Origin of the sequence: Sphingobacterium sp. UBA6320, assembly GCF_002440335.1 — a bacterium.
In the GTDB taxonomy this organism is placed as follows: domain Bacteria; phylum Bacteroidota; class Bacteroidia; order Sphingobacteriales; family Sphingobacteriaceae; genus Sphingobacterium.
Genome location: NZ_DJTA01000007.1, coordinates 146,517 through 166,139 on the forward strand (window position 1 = coordinate 146,517; position 19,623 = coordinate 166,139).

At 35.8% G+C, this 19,623-nt stretch carries 16 protein-coding genes; 5 read left to right on the forward strand and 11 right to left on the reverse strand.

Going from position 1 to position 19,623, the window contains the following annotated elements; translation table 11 throughout:
* The first annotated feature begins 105 nt into the window (after nucleotides 1-105).
* Both rpsA and B3P23_RS03495 read left to right on the forward strand, forming a co-directional pair.
* Nucleotides 106-2,040, forward strand: coding sequence for a 30S ribosomal protein S1 (gene rpsA, locus B3P23_RS03490; RefSeq protein WP_293924529.1), 1,935 nt, complete (start codon nucleotides 106-108; stop codon nucleotides 2,038-2,040).
* Between the two features lie 104 nt (nucleotides 2,041-2,144).
* Nucleotides 2,145-2,978: a sulfurtransferase gene (locus B3P23_RS03495; protein ID WP_248754688.1), complete on the forward strand. Its 834-nt coding sequence runs from the start codon at nucleotides 2,145-2,147 to the stop codon at nucleotides 2,976-2,978.
* A gap of 166 nt (nucleotides 2,979-3,144) precedes the next feature.
* Here the strand turns inward: B3P23_RS03495 and B3P23_RS03500 are convergent, their stop codons facing one another.
* The 4 genes from B3P23_RS03500 to gyrB all read right to left on the reverse strand — a co-directional run bounded on the left by B3P23_RS03500 (nucleotide 3,145) and on the right by gyrB (nucleotide 11,637).
* Nucleotides 3,145-5,046 carry a RecQ family ATP-dependent DNA helicase gene (locus B3P23_RS03500; RefSeq protein WP_293924531.1) on the reverse strand — a complete coding sequence of 634 codons (1,902 nt, stop codon included), beginning with the start codon at nucleotides 5,044-5,046 and terminating at the stop codon, nucleotides 3,145-3,147.
* On the reverse strand, nucleotides 5,043-7,127 hold the full coding sequence (locus tag B3P23_RS03505) for a ComEC/Rec2 family competence protein (protein WP_293924533.1): 2,085 nt from the start codon (nucleotides 7,125-7,127) through the stop codon (nucleotides 5,043-5,045). Before B3P23_RS03505 ends, B3P23_RS03500 begins: the two co-directional genes overlap by 4 nt.
* On the reverse strand, nucleotides 7,127-9,175 hold the full coding sequence (locus tag B3P23_RS03510) for a ComEA family DNA-binding protein (RefSeq protein ID WP_293924534.1): 2,049 nt from the start codon (nucleotides 9,173-9,175) through the stop codon (nucleotides 7,127-7,129). Before B3P23_RS03510 ends, B3P23_RS03505 begins: the two co-directional genes overlap by 1 nt.
* Before the next feature lie 503 nt (nucleotides 9,176-9,678).
* A complete protein-coding gene (gene gyrB, locus B3P23_RS03515; protein ID WP_045753176.1) occupies nucleotides 9,679-11,637 on the reverse strand; it encodes a DNA topoisomerase (ATP-hydrolyzing) subunit B in 1,959 nt (652 codons plus the stop codon).
* A 190-nt stretch (nucleotides 11,638-11,827) separates the two neighbouring features.
* On the opposite strand from gyrB, the gene B3P23_RS03520 reads away from it, so the two are divergent.
* Nucleotides 11,828-12,439 carry an OmpH family outer membrane protein gene (locus B3P23_RS03520; RefSeq protein WP_045753175.1) on the forward strand — a complete coding sequence of 204 codons (612 nt, stop codon included), beginning with the start codon at nucleotides 11,828-11,830 and terminating at the stop codon, nucleotides 12,437-12,439.
* Between the two features lie 114 nt (nucleotides 12,440-12,553).
* Nucleotides 12,554-13,456, forward strand: a complete 903-nt coding sequence (locus tag B3P23_RS03525) for a CorA family divalent cation transporter (RefSeq protein WP_045753174.1) — start codon at nucleotides 12,554-12,556, stop codon at nucleotides 13,454-13,456.
* Here the strand turns inward: B3P23_RS03525 and tsaB are convergent.
* The 5 genes from tsaB to mscL all read right to left on the reverse strand — a co-directional run bounded on the left by tsaB (nucleotide 13,451) and on the right by mscL (nucleotide 15,636).
* Nucleotides 13,451-14,158 carry a tRNA (adenosine(37)-N6)-threonylcarbamoyltransferase complex dimerization subunit type 1 TsaB gene (tsaB, locus tag B3P23_RS03530; protein WP_293924537.1) on the reverse strand — a complete coding sequence of 236 codons (708 nt, stop codon included), beginning with the start codon at nucleotides 14,156-14,158 and terminating at the stop codon, nucleotides 13,451-13,453. The genes B3P23_RS03525 and tsaB overlap by 6 nt on opposite strands.
* A 16-nt stretch (nucleotides 14,159-14,174) precedes the next feature.
* A complete protein-coding gene (gene yidD / locus B3P23_RS03535) occupies nucleotides 14,175-14,429 on the reverse strand; it encodes a membrane protein insertion efficiency factor YidD (protein ID WP_045753172.1) in 255 nt (84 codons plus the stop codon).
* On the reverse strand, nucleotides 14,392-14,817 hold the full coding sequence (locus tag B3P23_RS03540) for a ribonuclease P protein component (RefSeq protein WP_045753171.1): 426 nt from the start codon (nucleotides 14,815-14,817) through the stop codon (nucleotides 14,392-14,394). Before B3P23_RS03540 ends, yidD begins: the two co-directional genes overlap by 38 nt.
* Nucleotides 14,818-14,883: 66 nt before the next feature.
* A complete protein-coding gene (gene rpmH / locus B3P23_RS03545) occupies nucleotides 14,884-15,042 on the reverse strand; it encodes a 50S ribosomal protein L34 (protein ID WP_045753170.1) in 159 nt (52 codons plus the stop codon).
* Nucleotides 15,043-15,228: 186 nt separating this feature from the next.
* Nucleotides 15,229-15,636, reverse strand: a complete 408-nt coding sequence (gene mscL / locus B3P23_RS03550; RefSeq protein ID WP_045753169.1) for a large-conductance mechanosensitive channel protein MscL — start codon at nucleotides 15,634-15,636, stop codon at nucleotides 15,229-15,231.
* 252 nt (nucleotides 15,637-15,888) lie between these two features.
* Between mscL and B3P23_RS03555 the strand changes: the two genes are divergently transcribed.
* On the forward strand, nucleotides 15,889-16,530 hold the full coding sequence (locus tag B3P23_RS03555; RefSeq protein ID WP_045753168.1) for a response regulator transcription factor: 642 nt from the start codon (nucleotides 15,889-15,891) through the stop codon (nucleotides 16,528-16,530).
* A gap of 22 nt (nucleotides 16,531-16,552) precedes the next feature.
* Here B3P23_RS03555 and B3P23_RS03560 read toward each other — a convergent pair whose 3' ends face one another.
* Together B3P23_RS03560 and ftsZ are read right to left on the reverse strand one after the other, a co-directional pair.
* Complete coding sequence (locus tag B3P23_RS03560; protein ID WP_260946849.1) at nucleotides 16,553-17,683, reverse strand: sugar phosphate isomerase/epimerase family protein; 1,131 nt, start codon at nucleotides 17,681-17,683, stop codon at nucleotides 16,553-16,555.
* Nucleotides 17,684-17,878: 195 nt separating this feature from the next.
* Complete coding sequence (ftsZ, locus tag B3P23_RS03565) at nucleotides 17,879-19,570, reverse strand: cell division protein FtsZ (protein ID WP_248754694.1); 1,692 nt, start codon at nucleotides 19,568-19,570, stop codon at nucleotides 17,879-17,881.
* Nucleotides 19,571-19,623: the final 53 nt, after the last annotated feature.

The following is a 19,623-nucleotide window of genomic DNA, read 5'->3' on the forward strand; positions in this document are numbered from 1 at the left end:
ATGTGGATAACATTTTAAAAAAAATAATATATAAATACTTGTTAATAAAAGTTTTTCGTATTTTTGCAGTCCCTACAAAGTGGGGAAAAGGAGAAAAAATAATTAATGGCAAAAAAACAAGAAGTAGAAAAAGAGTTAGCAGCGAAAAACGCAGAGCTACAAGGCGCTGACACCAGAGTGGTGAAAGACACAGAAAAAATTGAATCAGAGGCTGATTCAAAACTAATCGAAGAAATCAAATCTAACACATGGATCACTCCAGAAGGTGAATTCGACTGGGATGCTAGTGACAAAGGTTTCGGAAATTACAGCGAGGCTGAGCGCGCTAAATTAGAAGAACAATACGCAGGTACTTTCAACCAAATCAATCAAGGTGAAATTATCGAAGGTACTGTTGTTTCTATCAACAGTAAAGACGTTGTCTTGAATGTTGGTTTCAAATCTGACGGTTTGGTTTCATTATCTGAATTCCGTGACTTACCAGAATTGGCAGTTGGTGATGTAGTTGATGTTTTCGTAGAGTCGCAAGAAGATGCTAATGGACAATTAGTATTATCTCGCAAACGTGCTAAAACTCAAAAATCTTGGGAAGCTATCAATGAAGCATTGGAAAATGATGCTATCATTAACGGTTTTGTTAAAAGCCGTACTAAAGGTGGGCTTATTGTTGATATCAAAGGTGTTGAAGCATTCTTACCAGGATCTCAAATCGATATCAAACCTATCCGTGATTACGATGTTTACGTTGGTAAAACAATGGAATTCAAAGTTGTTAAAATCAACCACGAATTTAAAAACGTTGTCGTATCACACAAAGTTTTAATTGAAAACGACTTAGAGAACCAAAAATCTGAAATCGTATCTAAATTAGAAAAAGGACAAGTATTAGAAGGTACTGTTAAAAATATCACAGATTTCGGTGTGTTCATCGATTTAGGTGGTGTTGATGGTTTACTTCACATTACTGATATTTCATGGGGTCGTATCGAGCATCCAAAAGAGGTATTATCATTAGATCAAACTATCAACGTGGTAGTATTAGATTTTGATGATGAGAAAAAACGTATCGCTTTAGGCTTGAAACAACTTTCTGAGCATCCTTGGGAATCTTTAGATAAAGACTTAGCTGTTGGTTCTAAAGTAAAAGGTAAAATCGTAACAGTTGCTGATTACGGTGCTTTCTTAGAAATCATCCCAGGTGTTGAAGGTTTAATTCACGTTTCTGAAATGTCTTGGTCTCAAAACTTACGTTCTCCACAAGAGTTCTTAAAAGTAAGCGATGAAATCGAAGCTGAGATCTTAACTTTAGATCGCGAAGAACGTAAAATGAGCTTAGGTATCAAACAATTGACTCCAGATCCTTGGAAAAATATCGTTGAGCGTTACCCAGTTGGTTCTAAACAAACTGCAGTAGTTAAAAACATGACTAACTTCGGTGTGTTCGTAGAATTAGAAGAAGGTATCGACGGTTTGATCCATATCTCTGATTTATCTTGGTCTAAAAAAATCAACCACCCTAACGAATTCACTAAAGTTGGTGAAAAATTAGATGTTGTTGTTTTAGAATTAGATGAAGAAAACAGAAAATTATCTTTAGGTCACAAACAATTAGAAGAAAACCCTTGGGATACTTTCGAAACAATCTTCACTATTGATTCAGTTCATGAAGGTACAGTATTGAAAGTTGGAGACAAAGGTGATATCGTTGCTTTACAATATGGTGTTGAAGGATTCTGTCCATCTAAACACTCTGTAAAAGAAGATAATTCTGCACTTAAAGTTGATGAAGTTGCTTCATTCAAAATCATTGAATTCAACAAAGAAAACAAACGTTTAGTAATTTCTCACTCTCGCATTTGGGAAGATGAAAGAGCTGAAGCACGTGTTGAAGAATTCAATGCTCGTAAAAAAGAAGCTAAAGTAGCTAACAATGCTGTTAAAAAAGTGAAAGATTCAGTTGAGAAATCTACATTAGGTGACTTAGACGTTCTTGCACAATTGAAAGAGCAAATGGAAGGTGATGAGAAAAACGGTAAATAGTTTTTAGCATCAACTCAATCATATTAAGCCCTAGCAAATTGCTAGGGCTTTTTTGTTTATATCAAAAACATAATTAAATTTACCTAACATAAATTTAGTAAACCATGTATTTTCCATCTTCCCTCATTACCACAGCACAGCTGCAAAAAGAATACGAAAAACCTAATGTCATCTTATTAGACTGCACGATTGACAAAGTGGGACAGTCCTTAAAAGATGCGCAATTAGCATTGATACCAAACTCCCTATTCTTCGATATTGAGAACACATTCTCTGATCACAGTAGTCCCCTACCACATACACTCGTTTCGACAGAAGTATTTACAAAAGGCATTCAAGAATTAGGTATTAACCAAAATAGCATCATTATACTATATGATCGGTGGGGTGTATATTCAAGTCCTCGAGCATGGTGGATGTTCAAAGTGATGGGTTTTGAACAAGTTTATGTTTTAGATGGGGGATTGCCTGCATGGCAAGAAAAACATGAGCCAATAGCTGATCAATACATAAAACCATTAGCTAAAGGCAACGGTGAAGCACGATTTAATAGAGCATGGTATGCAGATAAGGATTATATATTAACGCAATATCAAAATAGCGGAACACGTATTATAGATGCTCGTAGCCAAGCTAGATTTACCGCATCAGCCCCTGAACCAAGAGCAGGATTAAGAAGAGGACATATTCCATATTCATCTAATCTTTCATTTGATCTAGTACTAGAAGGAAATAACTACCGTTCAAAAGAGGAATTGAAAAAATTATTTGAAACATTCAATGCTACCCATGAACAAATCTTCACCTGTGGCTCTGGAGTCACAGCATCCATATTAGCTTTTGCTAGTCATTTAATCGGTAATCAAAACATCAAAGTATATGATGGTTCTTGGTCCGAGTGGGGACAAGAAGATCTTGATTTACCTATTGCCCAATAGGTCTACACATCCACAAAAACACAAAACAAATAGAGCGGGAAATGATTAGATCCAAAAAAAAATAAAGCAAAATAATTAAACGCTTAGATTAACGGATAATATGGCTATACAACATGACTATTTTAATAAATAGCAGGTGAAAAATTAAATAGATTTAGATTTCAAATTAGATCTTCGTATTCCAGAAGTAAAGATCCTCAACTATCCGAATTTTATGGCTGTCGATTAAGCTTCTCACCACATCTAATTTTATCTCATCATCACCAATAGAAATTTGTCCGATCAGATCTTGAATAGTTTGGGGTTTACCCAGTAAAATACGTTCAATCTCTAGCTTAATATTACGGTGCATCATCACCTTATGATTCCGAATAAGACAAAGATCACAAACTTGACAAAACAAGGTATTCTGCTCACCAAAATACTGAAGGAGTGACTGACTGCGACAAAGTGAATGCTCAATATAATTGAGCATGGCTTCCACTTGAGTAATTTTGACCTGTTGCCTTTCTCTAATAAAAACATGATCGACATATAGATTTTTATAATCGACACGATCTTGTAAAAACGATAATTGAGGAGCATCAGTAGGTGGTATATAGCTTGCAATTTCCATTTGTACCAAAGCATGGATTAAGCTGACAATCTGCTCATAAGATACCCCTAATTTCTTAGCAAACTCGTATTCATTTATGGTAATATAATCATCAAAAACACCACCATAAGATCGTAAAATTGCTTTTATAAGTTTATCGTACCGCTCGTATTGTACTTGGATCTTGTATAATTCCTGATGATTGACTTCAAATTTAAACCTTGAAGGAATAAAAACTGCTTCCGATACCGCTAACCATCCGTCTTTTTCTAAAAATTTGAGCGCACTCAAAGTCGGTATTGTTTCAATTTTATATTTTTTTATAAAAGCGACAACATCAAAATCAAATGTAAGCCCCTCACCCGCTCCATATGGGATTTGAAAATGATTACATAAATGATGGTATACCTGTTGAATAAAAGCGACAGAAGGAAAACTAAGTTTAACATTTTTTAAAAGACGGTCCTTATCTCCCTGTTGATACAATAAGACAGGAAACGCTTTTTTTCCATCTCGACCAGCCCGACCTGCTTCCTGATAGTAAGCTTCTAAAGATTCGGGAATATCCAAATGAATAACAAATCTGACATCAGGTTTATCGATTCCCATCCCGAAAGCATTTGTAGCCACAATGACACGAGTCCGGTTTTGCATCCAAGCCTCTTGCTTGCTATCACGTTCTTTTCCTAATAATCCAGCATGATAAAAATCGGCACTAATCCCATTATTTACTAAATAACGGGCTACCTCCTGTGTTTCTCTTCTATTACGAACATATACGACACCTGAACCACCCAGCTTTTGAATGATTCGGATCATCCGTCCAGCTTTATTTTCTTCTTCTAGGGCCATATAACCTAGATTATCGCGCAAGAAACTTTTGACAAATACATTATTCTGCTTAAACTGCAGTTTATCTTGGATATCTGCGATGACCGCAGTCGTTGCCGTAGCCGTCAACGCAAGGAAAGGTACATCAGGATGTAATTCCTTTAATTTACCCAGTTGCAAGTAAGGAGGCCTGAAGTCATACCCCCATTGTGAGATACAATGAGCTTCATCAATGGCAAAAAGATTGACAGGCATATGTTTGATACGTTCCTGTACCAATTCACTGTAGAGACGCTCCGGAGATAAATACAGGAATTTGATCTGCCCGAAAATGCAATTATCTAAAATAATATCCACTTCTCTAGGCTTCAGACCCGAGTAGATCGCAACCGCTTGGATACCGATATCTTTAAGATGCTGCACTTGATCTTTCATCAGAGCGATTAATGGCGTTACAACTATACAAATGCCTGGCAGCATCATTGCCGGAATTTGAAAACAAATTGATTTGCCACCCCCGGTTGGCAAAAGTGCCAACGTATCTCTCTTCTCCAGAACAGATTGAATGATTTCTTCCTGTAATGGACGAAAACTATCATGTCCCCAATACTGTTTTAAAATGCTGATGCTATCTAAACTCATAATAACTCCTGATCCCAAACATACGCAAAATTATTTTTTATGCTATAATGAGCCACCCCCAAACTATCCAGTTGATGCTCCCAAATTCTGATATTGGCGTCACTGCTTGTACCATCAAATAAAACAAGCTTCGGGTCAACAAGTTTAATATGATCGACAAAATTCCATTTACTATTTTTGCGTACAACCAAGATATCTGTCGGCTGCACCGTAGGAGATCCATATTCTAGCATTTGAACGGTAAAATTTGATTTCTGAATGAGATAATTTGTCCTGAGAGAATCACTTGAAGCCAATGAAATAAAATCAATATCTTTCCAGTTTGAAAATCGCGTTAAATCCCGATTGACACTATAGACTAAATTTCTAGAATTTAAGGAATCAAAAGAACTAATTAAAGTAACCTTACTCTTATTTATAAAGGCAAGAGTGATTTCTTTTCTCGTATTATAAATACGAAAACCGCTATAATTTAATTGAACATATTGCTGGTAACTAAATAGTATGATTAAAACAAATAAAAAAATAGTGCTGCAATATAAAGCAGATTTATTTCTCCAATACCATGCATAACTACCTACCAATACCACTGCAATACTGAGCAGAACCATAAGCGGAGAAAAAATAAGACCTGTCCATGTTGCAAAGGGCAATTGATCCAAGAACTTCAACATCTCGAACATCATTTGGATACACCATTGCATTATATTTCCTAACCATACATTCACAATTTCAAACGGACTAAACAGCATTCCTATTCCTACATACATGATGATGGTAACAGGGACGATAACGAGCACATTTGCGATCAAAAAGTAATTCGGAAACTGACCAAAATAATATAGAGCCAAAGGAGCAGTCATTATTTGGGCACTTAATGAAATCATGATACTATCCCAACCTATACGTCCAAAGCGACTGCCATCAAGAAAAATTGGACATTTAAATAATGGAAAAAGTAAAACAATACCCAACACCGCACAATAAGATAACTGAAACCCGATATCAAATAGCATATTCGGCTCCAATAAAAGCAGTACGAATGCAGATGATGCCATCGTATTTAACATATTAGCTTCCCGCTGTATCAATCTAGAAATCAAGAAAAAACTAAGCATTATCGCAGCCCTTAAAATCGAGGGAGCCATACCTGTTAAAATAGTATAAGCCCATATTGATAACAGTAATAAAACAAGCCTAAAAACATTAAAAGCATCATTTCCTTTTAATTGCTTTAATATCCACATCAGAAACAAGAACACAATGCCGACATGCATACCCGAAACACTCAACACATGAATCGTCCCAGTATTGCTAAATGTCTGTATAACCTCAGAAGACATCATCGTCCTATATCCGACGATAAGTGCTACAGCAATTTGAAAAGATTCCTCATCTGCCACATACTTTTTAAATTTATCAACTAAATTTTGCCTTATCTGAAGTGCCAAAGCCTTTATATGCCATCCTTTATTATGATTAATAATCTTATATTCATGAGCATTCAAGAAGATATGAGCATGGATACCTTGATGCATCAGATAATTCTTATAGTCAAATTCAAGCGGATTATAAGATGTAGGTATTTGTTGTATCTTATTGACAAACATGAGCTCATCACCATAACCAATCGATGTAGTACTATCCAATACGATAGTCATCATAAGTTTACCCGTAGCTTTTCTAAAAGATACTCCGATCTGCTGTGCTAGCACTTTAACAGGAAATCTGACTATACCATTTTTCACAATAGGCTCATCATCCACAATCCCGACCAACTGTTCACTTGCCTTCCCGTAAAAATGAGCACGATCAATATCAGCGTATGTCCTCCAAATATTCCACATTCCAAATACAGATAACATGAAATAACCATTGATCATAAATAAAACACCCAATCTCGAACGTTGAAAAAAGAAGATAAAATGAATGATAACACTAATAACAAGTGATATTTGAACCATAATAAAACGACTATCGTCAGCTCTACTAGCATTCGCTATCCATATACCTAAACCGTAAAAAAACAGAAATTTAAGAAAAGGAACTTTCTTCATCTGTTCATAAAAATTAGTTCTCATCAGAATTGGAATCTTAACTGCAATTTAATTTCTGATTTCAGATTACCTTGGATCACATCTAAACCCGATCCTATACTTGCTAATCCAGGATAATAAAATGCCGATACTTTGGCCCATACATCAATACCTTGACCTATCCTATATCGCACATTGTTATAAAAGCGCCAACCTTTTTGATAGTATAATGGAAATGAAGAAGCATATAAAACATCATTCTCATAAGCATATATCCGTGTATTATAACTATCCGTATGAAAATAAGCAATACGTAAATTCGTTGTCATTTTACTTTGATCCGGACTAAAAAACAAATCCTGATAGACCATCCAGCCATATTGTTTGTCCCCCAGCCCCTTCTGGTATTGGGTTCCCTCTCCACGACTACGGATACTCCAAACGTTACTCAGTTTATACCTATATTCCAATCTTAATTGAGCTTTGCTTACCTCTGCTAATCCAGTAGCAGCATCGTTGGTACTTTCAGCATTTTCTTCCTTGACACGATAGCGTACACGTAAAGATAAATGTCCTCTTTTATACCAGATATAAGAAAATTGAGATAAGACATCATACCCCGAAGAAGGTTCCGATACACGATAACGAAGCCATGGAAATTTAAAAATGTCAACATAAGTAGTCCACTGAACTTTTCGAGAAGGATGGTAGACCAACCCCGTATAGAGTCCCTTTTCATTGCGCGCACCCTTCGTTTCACCCATTGATTGCGCAAAAAAACTGTGGTAATTCTTCTGATAATCCCGGTATAACAACACAGTAGAAAACTGAGGAGATACGCAAGTGATCGCACCTGCTAACCAAGCATATCCACTGTCGAGACTAGTTGCAAGCTCACCAAAAAAATAAGAATTACGAAACGTATAATTATAATAGACACTTGCATTTCGCAGTAAATTTCCCTCAAAGTCGTACTTATTTTCAGGTCTTTTCCCAAGCAATTTGCTTCCATCAAGATGAGTCGCGACAAAATTGCCCCCAATTTTCAATCTATTTTTGCTATACATGATATTATTCCCGTACACCAGCTGCCCAATAGCCTTTCTATACCCTTGTTCAGTAGGAGTTCGATGAAGACCTGAAATTGCCAATGTAGTTATTGCTCTTTCATCATTAATCACTTTCACATTCCCATCAATGAGCCTATAAGAAATATAAGGTGTAAGTTCAAACCGACCAATAGCTACAGTACCCGATATCCCTCTTAAGAAATTAGCCTCATTCAGTGAAGTATATGATCTCAATCCAGCACCCTGTCTAGCCGCACTTTCAATCATGCTACCCTTACCAAAACTTAAACCATTCCACATCGTCAAACCCTGGCCTATTTGCAAAGCAAAATCGCCAATTACCACCTGCTTTACTTTACCAAGATCACGAATAGACAAACTTGCCGAGTAAAAATCAAAACCATAACGCTGTTTATCCCTAAAAAAAGGTTCTCCAGCATCTTTATCCATATTGATGGACAATCGAATCTTATTATTATAATTAAAACGATACCGTATCAAGTATCTATTGGGATCTCCTAGGTAACGAGACCGAGTCGTATCCCTGATCTGATAACCTTTAGCTTGATGCAGTAAACGACCATAGCGCAACATCACTTCCTGTTCAGCTTTTGTCACTAAATTTTTCAATGTAAAGTCCCGATAGTGGATCGTATTCGAAACGGTAACAAATGGAAGTAAATTTTGAACCGTTCGAACATCAAAACCAGCAATACTTTGCAGCTCTTGCACCGAAATAAAATCGCCAGATTCCTTTCGATGTGCCAACAAATTCTCAATTTGAAGCATACTCAGAAATAATAAGTCCTGCAACTCATCACCATCAGTTGTGTTCAGATTGATCGGATGCTTGATATAATGGGACCAACGCTCAGATATTTCACTTGCATCTACGTCTTGATCCAATTCTTCCAAAAGCTGTTCAAATAATTGGTCTAAGGTCAATTCAGGATTTCCTTGAGCAAAGATATAGGATGGGTCCAGCAGGAAAATCCAAGATAATAAGTAGAGTTTTAATTTCATAGGCTTTTGCTATACGTAGTTACTCATTAGAAATATTGAAAATAGATGATGCTCCATATGTTAAATTGGCATCATGGATTCAACATTATTTCCCGAAAGCTTTGTAAAAAGCAATCGAAAAAAATTAGAGATATACGTTATAATTAAAATAACATATGCACATTTTAAAATGTTGGAATAACTATCACCTCAGGATCAGCAATAACAGACACAGCATTAGCAAGTATAATATGGCTTAATTATTCATTTAATAAACCATATTAGGTTAAATAATGAATAATTGGTTCTCGACATAAAGGTTCTAGTTTCCTTTCTTAAACGATTTATTTAGGCTTACCAGTAGTCTTGAATGTATAAAAAGTCAATTTAAATATCAAGAAAAACTAATAAAATATTTAATTTACGGTTATTATTTTAATTGCACAAGAGATGTAGTCAATTTATAACAAAAAAAGGTCTAACTACCGAAGCAGTTAGACCTTATAAAATCTTAATCTTAAATTTTAGATATCTATTTTAGCATAACGTGAATTACGTTCGATAAATTCGCGACGAGGAGCAACCTCGTCACCCATTAACATCGAAAATATACGATCACACTCAGCAGCATTTTCAATTGTAACTTGACGCAATGTACGAGTATCAGGATTCATTGTTGTATCCCACAGTTGCTCTGCATTCATTTCACCAAGACCTTTATAACGTTGTACATGCACACTATCTTCCTTACCACCACCTTTCAACTGTTGAATAGCATTCAAGCGTTGATCTTCATTCCAAGCATATTGATGATCTTTACCCTTCTTAACTAAATATAAAGGCGGAGTCGCAATATAAATATATCCTTTCTCGATCAGTTCTTTCATATATCTGAAATAGAACGTTAGAATAAGCGTAGTAATGTGAGAACCATCGACATCCGCATCGGTCATGATAATAATACGATGGTAACGCAATTTTTCTAGATTCAGCGCTTTAGGATCATCTGGAGTACCTAAGCTGACACCTAGAGCAGTAAACATATTTTTGATCTCTTCGTTTTCATAGATCTTATGTTCCATTGCTTTTTCAACATTCAGGATCTTACCACGAAGAGGCATGATCGCTTGATACTTACGGTCACGACCAGACTTAGCAGTACCACCCGCTGAATCTCCCTCGACAAAGTAAATCTCACATTTTGTAGGATCGTTATCTTGACAATCTGCTAACTTACCAGGTAAACCAGAGCCGCCCATTACTGTTTTTCTTTGTACAAGATCACGAGCCTTACGAGCTGCTGCACGAGCTTGAGCTGCAATAACGACTTTTTGAACGATTGCTTTAGCCTCCCTAGGATTTTCTTCCAAATATATATTTAAAATCTCCCCTACAGCAACATCAACAGCACCCATTACTTCTGAGTTCCCTAATTTAGTCTTTGTTTGTCCTTCAAACTGAGGCTCGGCGACTTTTACAGAAATAACAGCTGTCAATCCCTCACGAAAATCATCACCCGTAATTTCGACTTTCAAATTTTTCAATAATCCAGAACGATCAGCATATGCTTTTAAAGTACGTGTCAAACCACGGCGGAAACCCGCAACATGAGAACCACCTTCGATTGTGTTAATGTTATTCACATATGAATGCACATTCTCTGTGTAAGTCTCGTTATATTGTAAAGCCAATTCAACTGGAATCCCTTGTTTGATGCCTTCGACATAAATCGGATGTGGAATAATCGGATGACGGTTACTATCTAAAAACTGAACAAACTCTTGTAATCCACCTTCAGATAAAAACACATCTTGACGTAAAGTACCATCTTCCAAAGTCTCTCTTTCATCTGTCAAGGACAACTTGATCCCTTTATTTAAGAAAGATAACTCACGAAGACGGCTCGCCAATGTATCATAGTTATAGACCGTAGTCGTTGTGAAAATTTCACTGTCTGGAGTAAACGTAACAATAGTACCGTTTAGATCAGAATCTCCAATCTCCTTAACCGTATATAATGGCTTACCTTTCTCATACTCTTGCTGAAAAACTTTACCATCACGGTGAACAACTGCTGACAAATGAATAGATAAGGCATTCACACAGGAAACCCCCACACCGTGAAGACCACCTGATACCTTATACGTATCCTTATCAAATTTACCACCAGCATGTAATACAGTCATTACAATCTCCAGTGCCGATTTATTCTCCTTCTTATTGATACCAGTTGGAATCCCACGTCCGTTATCTTTGACGGAAATAGAATTGTCTTTATGGATAGTGACAAAAATATCTGTACAATAACCTGCAACGGCTTCATCGATAGAGTTATCGACTACCTCATATACCAAATGGTGCAAACCTTTAACCCCGGTGTCTCCAATATACATGGAAGGGCGTTTACGTACAGCCTCTAATCCCTCTAAAACTTGGATATTATCAGCTGAATAGGATGATGCATTTTTGTTTTCTTCGCTCATTGAAACTAATTAAATACTTGTAATCAAAAATACGAAATTTTAACCACTTTAACAAGTAAACGAGATGTGATCACAAGCAATTTAATACGCTATAATTCCATAATTATTTTATATTTTAGCATTCGAAAATCCGAAATGTAATTTTTTTATAGTAGGTTTGTTCTTATTAAAACGTGTAATCAAATAAACAATGAGTAATATATTTTCAACTTTATCAAAAGTAACCTTGGGACTAGCTATTTCGGTTGCTGCAGTATCTTGTTCTCAAGAATCAAAAACAACAGGTCCGACATCTTCTAAGGACTCTACATCAACAAAAGAGACCTCAACAAAAGTTGAGAAAATCGTATACATCAATTCAGATTCTCTATCTCAAAAATATGAGTACTTCAAAGATATCAGAAGTAAATTAGAAGCTAAAGTTAAAAAAGCACAAGCCGACTTGCAAGGTAAAAGCCAAGCCTTCCAACGTGAAGTAGCAGATTACCAACAAAAAGCTCCTAATTTGAGTGCAGCTGAAAGACAAGCTACAGAAGAAAAATTAGCACGTAAGCAAGATGAATTAAGCCGTTTAGATCAAAACGCATCCTCTTCATTAGCGCAAGACGAATCTGCTGAATTCAACAATGTATATAACAAAATTACTGAATTCTTGAAAAAACACGCTAGTGATAATGGTTACACACTGGTGTTGACATATTCAAAAACAAATCCAACAGTATTGTATGCAGATTCAAAATTGGAAATTACCAATGAAGTGGTGAAACAATTAAATGAAGAATATAAAAAAGAAAAGAAATAACATTTCTAAAATAAGAAAATAAGAAAGCCGCTCAATAGCGGCTTTCTTATTTATACACAATTTGCAAATTGAAAATCTCTTCGCTATCTTAACATCTTAATCCGATTCCATAATATGATATCCACCATAGTAAGTAAAGAGCAGGCGAATTATGAATGGATCGATGTGTTCGAACCAAGTGTGACCGATCTCGAAACCTTGAAAGAAAAATACAAGCTCAATCAAGCATCGATTAAAGATTCATTAGAGCCAGAACATCTACCCAAAATAGAAGAATTTGATAATTATACCTTTATCATATTACGGATGGTATCATCAACATTTAAAGATAATTCGGATAATATTGGTGAGATAACAGACCGTCTTACTATTTTTTATGGTGCAGACTTTGTCATCACCCTTCATAAAAAAAATGTAGATTTTATTCACAAGATGAAATTGCTTGATTTTAGATCAACCAAACTGAGCGACACCAAGCATTTAGCCAATCACATCACGACAGCAGCTCTAGCAACGTTTGAAAAAATATTACCAAAAATATCCACCAAACTTGACGAATACGAAGAAAGCGTATTCCTTGCACGTCAGAAAAAATTAGTACTCAAACATGTCTATTTCATCAAGAGGCAGATTGATGTGGTCAGAAAGGTCATCATTCTATACAAAGAGATTGTAGAACATTTTCACGCCAATCAAAAAAGAAATGTGTATAGCAGAGATTTAAAAGACCTATTTTTAAGAACCAATACGCTGTATGACAATCTTTCGGAAAATACAAGTCAGCTACTCAACATATACTTTAACATCTCATCCAACCATACCAATGAGATCATGCGTATATTGACCATTTTCTCCGTATTTTTTATGCCCATTACTTTTGTAGCCGGCGTATATGGGATGAACTTTAAAAACATGCCCGAATTAGAATGGTACTATGGATATCCATTAGCAATCGCTATTATGTTGGGCATTTCCTTAGCGATTTACTATTGGTTCAAAAGAAAAGGTTGGCTATAACCCAACCTTTTTCTTCGGCGTAGTTGCCACAAAATCTTTTAAATAATAAGGCTCAAAATAAGCTACATCTTCAAATTCACCAGCCTGGTATTTTTCAAATGCAATTTGACTGATATCAACAGCATTTGTCTGAATACCCGCAATGACATCAACGCCATGCACATCGGAAAAAGAAGATTCCAGTTTATCTGCACCAGGGCCAAAGAGGCATATTCGATCATAATGACTCAAGTATTGATCAAAACTAGTTGTATCAATGATCAAAGCCTGCGTATCAACTAGCACCTTTCCAAGGTGATCAAAAAATATACAATAAACTTCCATTCGTCTCGCATCCAGCATCGGGATATACAGGTCATAAGGTAGCAATTGTGCCTGACTGGCGCGAAAACCTGTATAGATGCCCGTCAGTGTATTGACAGCGATCAGCGGAATATCTAAAGCGTAGCATAGACCTTTTGCAGTAGAAACACCGATTCTTAGCCCCGTATAAGATCCCGGCCCCATACTTACTGCGATTGCAGACAAATCGCCAAAACCTATATTTTCTCGATCCAATAATGTTTGAATAAGAATCGTTAGTCGAGAAGCGTGAACATGAGGTTCATCTACACTTTCGTGCTGGCGAACCTGCCCAGATTCAACAAGAGCTACTGAACATACAGAAGTTGAAGTTTCGATTTGTAAAATATAAATGCACATAATTATAGAAAAAAAATTAAGGAACAGGATCATGACCATGCCCACCCCAGGGATTACAACTCAAAATACGTTTAATTGCTAACCATCCACCTTTAAATGGCCCATATTTTTGTATGGCTTGATACCCATATTGTGAACACGTAGGTGTATACCGACAATTGGCGCCTAAAAAAGGGGAGATAAAAAGTTGATAAAATCGAATAAGGGCTAAAAACAGCAGACTAAAGAACCGCTTAATTATCTTTTGCCAAATATAATTTAGAACATTCATTCTGTAGTTTTAACAAAGCTTTTCCCATGTGACTATACAAAAAATCATACGCTAACAAGCCCTTACCAACATATTGTATTGTCAATAACAAAGGTAATTGATGCTGCTCTAAAAATGGAAGTAAACTATCATTTTTTTGCAAACGATAACATTCTTTCATTCGCCGTTTCATCAGATTACGATCAACAGCTCTTTTGAATCGTCTTTTTGAAACCGATAAGATGACTTGTGTTGAAGAATTTGCTAGAATGAGACCACTATCTTCTGAAGGTGAATAGAAGACGATACGGTAGGGATAACAAACAAAAGAAGAACCTTTATGAAACAATGCATCAATCAACTTGACACTACATAAACGTTCTTCTTTCTTAAATGTATTTTTAATCATAATCGATGACTGAAAAGTAGGCCACGTTACTACACGAGCCTCCTGGCCACCAGCTACGCAAAAATATTAACCTTTGTGACGACCTTCGTCAGAAACTGTAAGGCGTTTTCTACCTTTTGCTCTACGAGAAGCTAAAATTCTTCTACCATTTGCAGAACTCATACGATCTCTGAATCCGTGCTTGTTTCTTCTTTTTCTTTGCGATGGCTGAAATGTTCTTTTCATGACGCTTAATATGCTAAATTATTTTTGATTCTATTAATAAAACTCCCTAAAGAGGAATGCAAAAGTAAAATATATTTTAGAGAATTACAAACAATAATTGCAACTTCTCCAAAATAGTGGAATATTCAACAAAAAAACAGACAAAGAGAGGTTTTCTTTATCTGTTATGTATATGTTGATATGGGATTACTTGTTTTTAAGTAAATCTCTGATTTCGGTCAAAAGAACTTCTTCTCTAGGTGGAGCTGGCGCTACTTCTGGAGCTTTCTCTTCTTTACGTTTCATAGAATTCAAAGCCTTAATGACCAAGAAAATACAGAATGCAACAATAAGAAATTGAATGACGACATTAATAAAGTTTCCTAGATTAATCGATACTTCAGGTTTCTTAGCCACCTCGTCAGCCGCTTTAAGAACATATTTAATTTGTGAAAAATCAACACCACCCGTTAAATAACCAATTGGAGGCATAATGATATCATCCACCAGAGAAGTAACAATTTTCCCAAATGCACCACCGATAACAACACCGACAGCTAAATCAACTACGCTACCGCGCATAGCAAATTCTTTAAACTCTTTCAAAAATCCCATAAAATAAAATGTTTACTGTTGTAATTTTTAACCTAAATATAAGCTAATTTCGCTAAAATAGACATAAAATCATCTTTTTTTCTCATGTTTTTTCACTAAAACAATCAAGACATATCGCATTATAGAATAAAATAGACAGAAAAGAATTATATCTTTGGCTATATTTACAAATATTTTATTAACTGTATTTCAGTATTTTTATTTATTTTTAACACCACATATTCGCATAGTAATATTTCCTAAACATCGCCCATGAAAAAAATATTAATTGCTGACGACCATAGTATCGTTCGATTAGGAGCATCTGTTATTATAAAAGAAAGTATGCCGGAATGTGTTATTACGCAGGCCCAAGATTATAATGAAGTGCTCAAATTACTTCAAGAAGAAGTTTTCGATTTACTTTTACTAGACATTAACATGCCTGGTGGAAATAATATTAGAGTAGTAAAAGAAATACTAGAAATACAAGAATCTATAAAAATCTTAATATTTTCTTCTTATGACGAATCACTATATGCACTCCGCTATATAGAAGCTGGTGCTGCCGGATTTGTTAACAAAAGTACCGCAATGGCTGAATTGAGCAATGCCATACTTACAATAAGAGAAAGAGGCAAATACATGTCAGATGAAGTAAAAGATTTATATGTTAAAAAATTAACACAAAGCAAATCCAAGCTGAATACCATGAACCCCCTTTCAAGACTTTCCAATCGGGAGGTCGATGTTGCTAAATATCTAATCCAAGGACATGGAATAATTGAAGTCTCGACGACATTAGATTTAAGTCCATCGACGGTAAGTACATATAAGAGTCGAATATTTGAAAAATTAAATGTCTCTAATATTCCAGAACTCATTGAAATATTTAGAATTCACTCTGCAAACTAATCTGCAGAGTGAATTTAAAAAGTTAACGTAATTGATCAATCGTTACCACAGGAATATCTTTGCCACTTGGCGTGATGAGTTCTGTTTCTTGTCGATAGGTGTATCCATTCTTTTCATCCAGATCCCACAGCATAGGAGCAAAGAAATGAACACAAGCACTAAATCCTTGCATTATAGCGGCCATACTACCCGTATCTTTCGAATTTTTAGCCTCATTTTCGATTTCAAATACACCAGAAAAAGAACGACTTTTTAACGTATCCACCAATGCTCTCCAATCCATACTATCCGAACCTCCAAAACCAGGCAGCATAGCCTCATAATGATGACGATCCCAATCATGAGCTGGAATAGCGATATTAGCCGCCTTAGCAAGATCAGTATCTACATGTTGCATTGGATACATACCACCCCAATCTGTTCTTGCTATCGTATTTAAATTGCGTGTAGTCTTTACATGTATGCGATGCAAGCGTGCTATATCCATTGCGTTTATCACAGCAACCGGATCATTATGCTGCCAGACATCATGCGATGGATCATAGATTTCACCATGAGCCCGACTTGGTATCATCTCGTACATTAATTTTCGAGCAGCTAAAACAGCAGGTAAATTATTATAAGTACTGGTATAACGAGACGATCGCCACCCTTCCATAGGACAATTTTCATACAGAACTGTCACTCCCAGATCTTCAGCATATTTTATAATCGGAGCAAAAACACGCTTATATTCATCTAGATTTTTTTGAAAACCATCAATCTGATTTCCAAGATCATGATTGTAACCAACAAAAGTTCCGACTTTAACATTATTCGCATCGCCCCCCAATAAATGAGCAATCCGGATTAGTTTTAATAAATGGTTTTGATTTTTAATACGTTCCCCCTCTTCTCCACCAATCATATTTTCAAAAGCACCCAGAGATAACTGTAGTTGCGACTGATTGAAAAGTGCTAAAGTGCTTTTTGCGTCTTCACGAGAAAAACCTTCATAATCTAAATGTGTTGCAGTATGATCTTGTCGAGTACCATCTTTTCTAAACACGCATAAATCAATGCCAGAAGCACCTATATCCTTTGTTTTATCTATTAAATCTGGTAATTCCAGCTTATCAAAAGCAGAACTCATTACCCATATTGGATTATTCATTTTATGATTCATATATATACGATTTAATTTTCTGTCATATGGAATAAACAGGTATATAAGCTCATTTTTCACAGCTTATTGTCATGTGTATATTCATAAATATGATGACATTCAATATAAATGGTTAAAAATTAAAGATACAAAAAAAGCTACCTCATACGAGATAGCTTTTATTATAATTTATTCAAAAATAAACTAATCTACATTATCATGTAAAAAAGAATTATTGGGTCTAATCTCTGTATTTCCGTCTTCAAATGACAGGGTAAATCTAGAAACCTGAGATTGAGAAGAATGCGGCGTATCATCTAATGACATCTGCTTTCTTTTATAAGCAGGCTCATTCTCTAATTCTTGAAGTCCATTTGAAGATTTCAATTTCATACTCAATTCTTTTAATCTCAAGATACGCTCTTTAGTACGCACCAACTGATCTTCAAAAGAAACTTGCTCTTCTTCTACTTGCTCAATTTCTGCTTTGTTATTCACTGAAGCTGAAAAATTACTATTTTGTTCTTCTTGAGCAGAAACAGAACCTGTAGCATACTCATCAAATACTGTTGGCATTTGAAATTGAAATACTGAAGGAGATGTTTTTAATTGAAAATCATTCCCCTTTTGCATAGACAATGATTCCTCTTCCACTACTTCTTCAAAATTCAATTCATGGCGAATAATCGCATTTTCTTCTACCTTAACTTGAGCTTGTTGTTGAACAACGTTTTTAGGTGTTGAAAATAAATCGTTTGTCGTCGTAGGTGCAGAAAAATTCTCTGTATTAGTTTGAACAGGATTTACTAAAGGTGTGTTGCTTACCTCTTTTTGAACGAACTGGTTCACCGGTTTTATAAATGATGCAACTTGTTCAGCTGCAGTCAAAGGCATTGTAACTTTCGTATTCTCACGTTCCAGATCTCTTTCCTCAGAAGTCTGGAATCCTGTAGCAATAATCGTTACCGATAATTCCTCACCAAAGTTCTCATCAATACAGTTACCCCAGATTAGATCTGCAGAAAGACCCGCTTTCTCTTGGATATAATCCGTAATAATAGCTACTTCATCCATCGTTACTTCTTTTAAACCAGAAGTAATATTCAATAAAATATAACGCGCACCTTCGATCTCATTATCTTTCAACAATGGAGAAGCTAGCGCACCTTCTACCGCTTTGATGGCACGGTCTTCACCTTCCGCAACAGCATTACCCATGATCGCGACACCACTATCATTCATCACAGTACGCACATCTTTAAAATCGACGTTTACATAACCAGGAATAGTAATAATCTCTGCGATACCTTTTGCAGCAGTTGTTAATATATCATCAGCTTTTGCGAAAGCTGCAGTCATCGTTAAATTACCAAATATTTCTCTCAGACGGTCGTTTGAGATTACCAAATACGAATCTACATATTTCCGTAGTTCGGACAAACCTTCTTCAGCCTGAGAACGGCGTCGTTTACCTTCAAAAGTAAAAGGAGTAGTAATAATCGCAACAGTCAAAATACCCAATTCCTTAGCAGCTTTTGCTAATACAGGACTTGCACCAGTACCCGTACCACCACCCATACCAGCGGTAATAAAAAGCATCTTTGTGTTGGTACCCAACATACGTTTGATATCGTCAATACTTTCGATAGCTGAATTTTCACCCACATCAGGATCTGCACCGGCACCCATACCTTCTGTCAAACTCATACCCAATTGTACTTTATTAGGTATTGGACTTAATTCCAAAGCTTGAGCATCGGTATTACACACGATGAAATCTACTCCACTAATTCCTTGCTTATACATGTGGTTAACAGCATTACCGCCACCACCACCAACCCCAATAACCTTAATTATTGATGATTGTTCTTTTAACATTTCAAACTGTATTGACATATCTTATCCCTATTTAACTCATAATGACTTCAGTACAAACTTCACCTAAACTC

What these genes read in the sequence shown, in the direction of transcription:
- rpsA (WP_293924529.1), top strand. Translation starts at nt 106, where the DNA reads ATGGCAAAAAAACAAGAAGTAGAAAAAGAGTTAGCAGCGAAAAACGCA.
- B3P23_RS03495 (WP_248754688.1), top strand. Translation starts at nt 2,145, where the DNA reads ATGTATTTTCCATCTTCCCTCATTACCACAGCACAGCTGCAAAAAGAA.
- B3P23_RS03500 (WP_293924531.1), bottom strand. Translation starts at nt 5,046, where the DNA reads ATGAGTTTAGATAGCATCAGCATTTTAAAACAGTATTGGGGACATGAT.
- B3P23_RS03505 (WP_293924533.1), bottom strand. Translation starts at nt 7,127, where the DNA reads ATGAGAACTAATTTTTATGAACAGATGAAGAAAGTTCCTTTTCTTAAA.
- B3P23_RS03510 (WP_293924534.1), bottom strand. Translation starts at nt 9,175, where the DNA reads ATGAAATTAAAACTCTACTTATTATCTTGGATTTTCCTGCTGGACCCA.
- gyrB (WP_045753176.1), bottom strand. Translation starts at nt 11,637, where the DNA reads ATGAGCGAAGAAAACAAAAATGCATCATCCTATTCAGCTGATAATATC.
- B3P23_RS03520 (WP_045753175.1), top strand. Translation starts at nt 11,828, where the DNA reads ATGAGTAATATATTTTCAACTTTATCAAAAGTAACCTTGGGACTAGCT.
- B3P23_RS03525 (WP_045753174.1), top strand. Translation starts at nt 12,554, where the DNA reads ATGATATCCACCATAGTAAGTAAAGAGCAGGCGAATTATGAATGGATC.
- tsaB (WP_293924537.1), bottom strand. Translation starts at nt 14,158, where the DNA reads ATGTGCATTTATATTTTACAAATCGAAACTTCAACTTCTGTATGTTCA.
- yidD (WP_045753172.1), bottom strand. Translation starts at nt 14,429, where the DNA reads ATGAATGTTCTAAATTATATTTGGCAAAAGATAATTAAGCGGTTCTTT.
- B3P23_RS03540 (WP_045753171.1), bottom strand. Translation starts at nt 14,817, where the DNA reads ATGATTAAAAATACATTTAAGAAAGAAGAACGTTTATGTAGTGTCAAG.
- rpmH (WP_045753170.1), bottom strand. Translation starts at nt 15,042, where the DNA reads ATGAAAAGAACATTTCAGCCATCGCAAAGAAAAAGAAGAAACAAGCAC.
- mscL (WP_045753169.1), bottom strand. Translation starts at nt 15,636, where the DNA reads ATGGGATTTTTGAAAGAGTTTAAAGAATTTGCTATGCGCGGTAGCGTA.
- B3P23_RS03555 (WP_045753168.1), top strand. Translation starts at nt 15,889, where the DNA reads ATGAAAAAAATATTAATTGCTGACGACCATAGTATCGTTCGATTAGGA.
- B3P23_RS03560 (WP_260946849.1), bottom strand. Translation starts at nt 17,683, where the DNA reads ATGAATAATCCAATATGGGTAATGAGTTCTGCTTTTGATAAGCTGGAA.
- ftsZ (WP_248754694.1), bottom strand. Translation starts at nt 19,570, where the DNA reads ATGTCAATACAGTTTGAAATGTTAAAAGAACAATCATCAATAATTAAG.